The sequence below is a fragment of the Mycobacterium angelicum genome, from assembly GCF_002086155.1.
Lineage (GTDB): Bacteria > Actinomycetota > Actinomycetes > Mycobacteriales > Mycobacteriaceae > Mycobacterium > Mycobacterium angelicum.
Map to the genome: position 1 here is coordinate 1 of NZ_MVHE01000461.1, position 233 is coordinate 233.

General features: G+C 71.2%; 1 pseudogene. It reads right to left on the reverse strand.

What is annotated here, in order from left to right:
* Window positions 1-233: pseudogene (locus BST12_RS30265) on the reverse strand (magnesium chelatase); the annotation flags it as partial.

Consider the following 233-nt stretch of genomic DNA (forward strand, 5'->3'; position numbering starts at 1 on the left):
CCGGTAGGTCGTCGCCGAGCTGCGCGGCCCGCCGGATCGACTCCGGCGTGATCGGCGTGTAGGGGTGCTCGCCCAGTTCGGCGCCGGCGATCACCGGCGTCCACTCGTCCAGCAGACCCGCGAGTGCGCGCAGCAGCCGGGTCTTGCCCTGGCCGCGTTCGCCGAGCAGGACAAAGTCGTGACCGGCGATCAAGGCCCGCTCCACCTGGGGAATCACGGTGTCGTCGAAACCC